The sequence below is a fragment of the Empedobacter sp. UBA5528 genome, from assembly GCF_002426075.1.
GTDB lineage: Bacteria > Bacteroidota > Bacteroidia > Flavobacteriales > Weeksellaceae > Empedobacter > Empedobacter falsenii_B.
On record NZ_DINY01000052.1, the window covers coordinates 1 to 6,049 of the forward strand.

The 6,049-nt window shown below is 31.4% G+C and carries 7 protein-coding genes; all 7 read right to left on the reverse strand.

Features of this window, described 5'->3' with window-relative positions; all coding sequences use genetic code 11:
• Window positions 1-265: 265 nt before the first annotated feature.
• The 7 genes from B4L98_RS11675 to thrS all read right to left on the reverse strand — a co-directional run bounded on the left by B4L98_RS11675 (window position 266) and on the right by thrS (window position 5,891).
• Window positions 266-991: a hypothetical protein gene (locus B4L98_RS11675; RefSeq protein WP_286496430.1), complete on the reverse strand. Its 726-nt coding sequence runs from the start codon at window positions 989-991 to the stop codon at window positions 266-268.
• Window positions 992-1,136: 145 nt separating this feature from the next.
• Window positions 1,137-1,919 (reverse strand): nitrilase-related carbon-nitrogen hydrolase, encoded by a 783-nt coding sequence (locus B4L98_RS11680; RefSeq protein WP_286496429.1) that lies wholly within the window; start codon window positions 1,917-1,919, stop codon window positions 1,137-1,139.
• Entirely contained in the window at window positions 1,903-2,568 is a 666-nt protein-coding gene (locus tag B4L98_RS11685; RefSeq protein ID WP_185144154.1) for a phosphatase PAP2 family protein, read from the reverse strand. The genes B4L98_RS11680 and B4L98_RS11685 overlap by 17 nt, the downstream gene beginning before the upstream one ends.
• 134 nt (window positions 2,569-2,702) lie before the next feature.
• Window positions 2,703-3,047, reverse strand: coding sequence for a 50S ribosomal protein L20 (rplT, locus tag B4L98_RS11690; RefSeq protein WP_038337134.1), 345 nt, complete (start codon window positions 3,045-3,047; stop codon window positions 2,703-2,705).
• 95 nt (window positions 3,048-3,142) lie between these two features.
• A complete protein-coding gene (gene rpmI / locus B4L98_RS11695) occupies window positions 3,143-3,340 on the reverse strand; it encodes a 50S ribosomal protein L35 (protein ID WP_038337133.1) in 198 nt (65 codons plus the stop codon).
• A gap of 59 nt (window positions 3,341-3,399) precedes the next feature.
• Window positions 3,400-3,909, reverse strand: a complete 510-nt coding sequence (gene infC, locus B4L98_RS11700; protein ID WP_236688239.1) for a translation initiation factor IF-3 — start codon at window positions 3,907-3,909, stop codon at window positions 3,400-3,402.
• 59 nt (window positions 3,910-3,968) lie between these two features.
• Complete coding sequence (gene thrS, locus B4L98_RS11705; protein ID WP_291047019.1) at window positions 3,969-5,891, reverse strand: threonine--tRNA ligase; 1,923 nt, start codon at window positions 5,889-5,891, stop codon at window positions 3,969-3,971.
• Window positions 5,892-6,049 lie beyond the last annotated feature (158 nt).

The following is a 6,049-nucleotide window of genomic DNA, read 5'->3' on the forward strand; positions in this document are numbered from 1 at the left end:
GAACTTACAACTCATAACTCGAAAACAGCCCTATAATCTCCTCAAGGGGATAGTTTAACTTCTATTCCTATTCCTTTAAGTCTTATGTCTTATAACTTATCACTCAAAACTCAGAACTTATAACCCGCGTTAGGGATAGTAGTAAAAATCCTTTTGTAGGAATTGGAACTTTCTTACTTGAAATTGAATCTTCTTCTACAAAAGATTGGAACGGATAGTCCGACCGAAGGGAACGCCCAAATTAATTTTTGTTAGGCACTATAAATTATTTGAAATTTATTAATTTATATAGATCATTTATTTTTTTAATAGAATCATTATCTAAATAATATAGGAAAAATAGGTTCTTGTCTATCTCAACAAAACCAGTAATCATATAAGATTTTTCGTTTTTTGATTCAATTAATAAATCAGGTTTATAATCATTGTTAATATCTAGCTCAACCATACCTTTTAAAGCATAAAGCTTTATTCTATCATTTATAATTGAATCGATGGGATTTCCTTTTATATTATAATTTACAATGGGTTTATGTATAAAGAAATCATCTGGAAAGTACATTTCTTCATATTTAGTATTTTCAAAATTATATACATCAGGACTCCGAAAAAATGATATTTTTTTCATCATTCTTTTATTAATTTCGATAATTTCTCCTAAGTTATATATCCTTATGATTGATTTTATTTTATCATCAATTGTTTCAGGATTGTATGTGTAATTTAAATTTACTTGCCTTACTTTATTTGATTTGGAATCGAAATTTACTGTAATATTCTTTAAGTTTTTATCGTCAACAATTGAAAACAAGTGAGAATTAAAAGATTTTAACGATTTAAATTGTGCATTATTTACAGGTGGAACTTTATAATAAAGTTCATTATAAGATTCAAATTGATAATTATTAAAAGTCTTACGAACTAAATATAAAGTATAAGTTGCAGAAAGTACCAATAATATAAAGAATAGAAATATAAATATCTTTTTCATAATTAATTATTATCGAAATATCAATTGTAGTAGCTTTCATAGATGCTTTTACAAGTGTTATCCATTCATATTCATTATCCATAAATATATGAATAAAAAAGAATTACACATACAAAAAAAAGCCCAACCAAAGTTGAGCTTGTATTTATCCAAAATAAAATGAATCGCGATCATTTAGAAAATTGAAATGCTTTCGAGTTTTATCTTGTTCTTCTTTATCAATTTCGAACTGTAAAATTTCGGGATGATTGTTAATTGTTTCCAAATCTTGTCCCAATGTATCAAATAAATGCGAATCGCCTTGATACTCGAGATTATAGCCATCTACGCCAATTCTATTTACACCAGCAATAAAAGCCATATTTTCGATTGCTCGAGCTTTTAGGAGTGAAATCCAAGCTTCTCGACGTGCTTTTGGCCAACTAGCGTTACAAAGTATCAAATCGTAGGGATTTTCCTCAGTATTGCGAATCCAAACTGGAAATCGTAAATCGTAGCAAACAATAGGACGAATTTGCCATCCTTTATAATCTATCGTTACAATTTTATCTCCTGCAGAATATACCCCAGCTTCTTTTCCGTAACTGAACAAATGTTTCTTATCGTAAATATAAATAGAGCCGCTTGGACAGATGAAATAAAATCGGTTATAGTATTTATCGTTTTCATGTGTAGAAATGCTTCCAGCAATCACAGAATTCAATTCTTTGGCTTTGTGTTGCATCCATTCGAAGGTTTCTCCAAAAGGTTTTTGACCAATTTTTTCTACATTCATCGAAAATCCCGAAGCAAACATTTCTGGTAACAATATAATATCAGTTTGATGATTGGCTAATAATTCATTTAAATAAGCGTGATTAGCTTTTGCATCTTCCCAGATTATATCGTATTGTATTAATGATATTTTAAGTTTATTTTGAATCTCCATTGTTAATAAATTTTTGATCTAATTTTGGTTTATTAGATTGGTTGATGATGTAATACATAAAGATAAATATAAAAAAACCAATAAACGAACCACCAACGGTATCAATCGCAAAATGGCGCGATAAGTAGATTCTACTAATTGCGATACTTGGAAAATGAAGTGCAAAAAATAATTGTAACCATCTGTTTTTGGTTAATAAACATAAAGTCATCGAAATTATTGCAGCTGTTAATGAATGTCCTGAAGGAAAAGTTGAAGCCATTTGTATCGCATAATCTTTGACTAGAATAATGTCTATTTTTTTCTGTGTAAAATAATATCCAGGACGTAAAACTTGTTCGAAATAGACATTCTTAAAGAAAACACTAATTGTTGTTGCAACTGCTCCAGAAACTAATAAATAATAAAAATATCTTCGAGTTGTTTTCCAAAATAGATAACCAAGAAGTATAAAAAATAAATAATAGGTTCCGAAATCGGTATAAAAAACAAAGAGTTTATCGAGATAATGATTGCTGTATTGATTGAAATGCAGATGTAATTCGTCGCGACCATAATATTGCGTCATAGCAATTGCAGCAAAATTGTAGATAAAAAAAACGACAAAAAATGGCCAAATTCTTAGAAATAAATCTTTTTGTTGATTCATTTGAGTTGGGTTTTTAAATAACATTTATGATGAGATTCCAAATAAGTCTAGAATGACATTCATTCAAATTTAAGCAAAAAAAAAACTTGACTAAATAGCCAAGTTTTAAAACGTTTTAATATTGTTTAAAAAAATTATTTTACTTTTTCTACGATTGCTTTGAAAGCTTCTGGATTGTTCATCGCTAAGTCAGCTAAAACTTTACGATTTAATTCAATTCCAGCTTTGTGGATAGCTCCCATAAATTTAGAGTAAGACAATCCGTGTAATCTTGCTCCAGCGTTAATTCTTTGAATCCATAACGCACGGAAATTTCTTTTCTTTTGACGTCTATCGCGGTAAGCGTATACTAAACCTTTTTCTACTGCATTTTTAGCAACAGTCCAAACGTTTTTTCTTCTTCCGTAATATCCTTTTGCAAGTTTTAAAACTCTTTTTCTTCTAGCTCTTGACGCAACTGCGTTTACTGATCTTGGCATAATTTTTAATTTTTTTGTAGTGGGCGAGATTGCTCTGCTTTAAGGCCCATCGACAGGGTTAATAATGAATTAATAAACCAAATAAGAACACGTTCTTATTTTAATCTTAATTGTTGTTTTACTGAATGAACATCAGCTTGATCAACTAAACCAGTTTGAGTTAAATTTCTCTTTTGTTTAGTCTCTTTTTTTGTTAGGATGTGGCTTTTAAAAGCGTGTTTTCTTTTAATTTTACCTGTTCCTGTTAATTTGAAACGTTTTTTCGCTCCAGATTTTGTTTTTAATTTTGGCATGATTACAAATATTTAAAATTAAAACGTTTTTTATTTTTTGTAAGATGATAAGAACCTAATTATTTCTTAGGTCCCATCATCATAATCATTCTTTTACCTTCAAGTTTTGGCATTTGTTCTACTTTTCCAACATCTTCCAATTCTTGAGCTAAACGTAACAATAAGATTTCTCCTTGATCTTTAAAGATAATAGAACGTCCTTTGAAGAAAACATACGCTTTCAATTTTGAACCTTCTTCTAAGAAAGATCTTGCGTGACGTCTTTTGAATTCGTAATCATGATCATCTGTTTGAGGACCGAAACGAATTTCTTTCACGACAACTTTCTGCTGTTTAGCTTTAAGTTCTTTTTCTTTTTTCTTTTGTTCGTATAAGAATTTTTTGTACTCTACGACACGACAAACAGGTGGAATGGCTTTTTCACTGATCATTACCAAATCTAAACCTTGTTCTTCTGCAAGTTCTAAAGCTTTAGCTATTGGATATACACCAGGTTCTATACCTTCTCCAACAACGCGTACTTCTTTCGCGTCAATCTTATCATTGATCTTGTGTTGATCTTCCTTAATTACTCTGGCTGGACCTCTGCCGCCTTTTCTTCTAATTGCGATAGTTATTCTGTTTTAAATTATTTTAATTTGATTTGTTCTTTCATGAAGTCGATAAACGCTTGAATCGTCATCTCTCCTAAATCACCTTCTCCGTGTCTTCTTACAGAAACTGTACCGTTTTCTGCTTCTTTTTCACCGATGATTAACATGAAAGGAATTTTACCGATTTCGGCATCACGGATTTTTTTACCAGTTTTCTCGTTTCTACTGTCAATCAGTCCGTTAATTTCTTCTTCGGCCAGCAAATTTAATACTTTTTCTCCATATTCCACATATTTTTCGCTAATTGGTAAAATTGTGAATAAATCTGGTGTTAACCAAAGTGGTAAATTCCCTGCTGTATTTTCTAACAAAATGGCAATGAAACGTTCCATAGAGCCGAATGGCGCACGGTGAATCATTACTGGTCTGTGTTTTTCGTTGTCTGCTCCAGTGTAAGTTAAATCAAAACGATCTGGTAAATTATAATCCACTTGGATTGTTCCTAATTGCCATTGACGTCCTAATGCATCTTTCACCATAAAGTCTAACTTAGGTCCATAGAATGCAGCTTCGCCATATTCTACAACTGTTGGTAAACCTTTTTCTGCTGATGCTGTGATAATTGCTTGTTCAGCTTTTTCCCAGTTTTCGTCAGATCCGATGTATTTTTCTTTATTCTCTGGATCTCTTAATGAGATTTGAGCCGAATAATTATCAAATCCAAGATTTGTAAATACATATAATACTAAATCAATTACTTTTTTGAATTCTTCTAATAATTGATCTGGTGTACAGAATAAGTGAGCATCATCTTGAGTAAATCCACGAACACGCGTTAAACCGTGTAATTCTCCTGATTGTTCGTAACGATAAACTGTACCAAACTCTGCATAACGTTTTGGTAAATCGCGGTACGACCATTGAGATGTTTTGTAAATCTCACAATGATGTGGACAGTTCATTGGTTTTAACAAGAATTCTTCTCCTTCGTTTGGCGTTTTAATTGGCTGAAAACTATCTGCACCATATTTTGCATAGTGACCAGAAGTTACATACAATTCTTTTTGACCAATGTGTGGAGAAATTACCATTTCGTAACCCATTTTTTGTTGCTCTTTCAATAAGAAGTTTTCTAATTTTCTTCTCAAAGCAGCTCCTTTTGGTAACCAAAGTGGTAAACCTGCACCAACTTTTTCAGAGAAAGCAAATAAACCTAATTCTTTCCCTAATTTACGGTGATCACGTTTTTTTGCTTCTTCTAATAACTCAAGATATTCTGTTAAATCTTTTTGTTTTGTGAATGTAATACCATAAACACGAGTCAACATCTTGTTTTTCTCATCTCCACGCCAATAAGCTCCCGCAACATTCAAGATTTTTGCAGCTTTCACAATTCCAGTGTTTGGAATGTGTCCACCACGACATAAATCTGTAAAATTATCGTGTGTACAGAATGTAATATCTCCATCTTGTAGATTAGAGATTAATTCTGTTTTGTATTCATTGTCTTTGTATGTCTCTAATGCTTCTGCTTTTGAAACTGAATATAATTTGAATTCAGCTTTTTTCTTTGCATTCTCTAACATTGCTTTTTCTACTTTCGCAAAATCAGCTTCTGTAAATTTATCCTCACCAAAATCAACATCGTAATAGAAACCTTTGTCAATCGCAGGTCCAATAGTTAATTTAGCATTTGGATAAAACTCTAAAATAGCTTGCGCTAATAAGTGAGCAGATGAATGCCAAAAAGCTTTTTTACCCATTTCATCATTCCAGGTTAACAATTTGATCGTTGCATCTGTGGTGATTGGGGTTGTTGTTTCAACTTGTTGATCGTTTACTATAGCCGAAATTACATTACGTGCTAAACCTTCACTAATGCTTAGCGCCACGTCCATAGGAGTTACGCCACTCTCATACTGTCTTACACTTCCATCTGGAAGAGAAATGTTTATCATCTTACTTTTAGAATTTGTACTAGGATGCAAAATTACGAATTTTCTGTAAGTTGACGAAATTTTTAAAGGGTTGATTTTGTTTGATTATTGATTATTTAGAATATTTTAAATATTAACTAGATGTCATACTGAAACGAGTTCCTTTAGATTTGAAAATC

Excerpts from the sequence above, each read along its gene's own strand:
- rpmI (WP_038337133.1), bottom strand. The coding sequence starts at position 3,340 with ATGCCAAAATTAAAAACAAAATCTGGAGCGAAAAAACGTTTCAAATTA.
- B4L98_RS11675 (WP_286496430.1), bottom strand. The coding sequence starts at position 991 with ATGAAAAAGATATTTATATTTCTATTCTTTATATTATTGGTACTTTCT.
- B4L98_RS11680 (WP_286496429.1), bottom strand. The coding sequence starts at position 1,919 with ATGGAGATTCAAAATAAACTTAAAATATCATTAATACAATACGATATA.
- thrS (WP_291047019.1), bottom strand. The coding sequence starts at position 5,891 with ATGATAAACATTTCTCTTCCAGATGGAAGTGTAAGACAGTATGAGAGT.
- rplT (WP_038337134.1), bottom strand. The coding sequence starts at position 3,047 with ATGCCAAGATCAGTAAACGCAGTTGCGTCAAGAGCTAGAAGAAAAAGA.
- B4L98_RS11685 (WP_185144154.1), bottom strand. The coding sequence starts at position 2,568 with ATGAATCAACAAAAAGATTTATTTCTAAGAATTTGGCCATTTTTTGTC.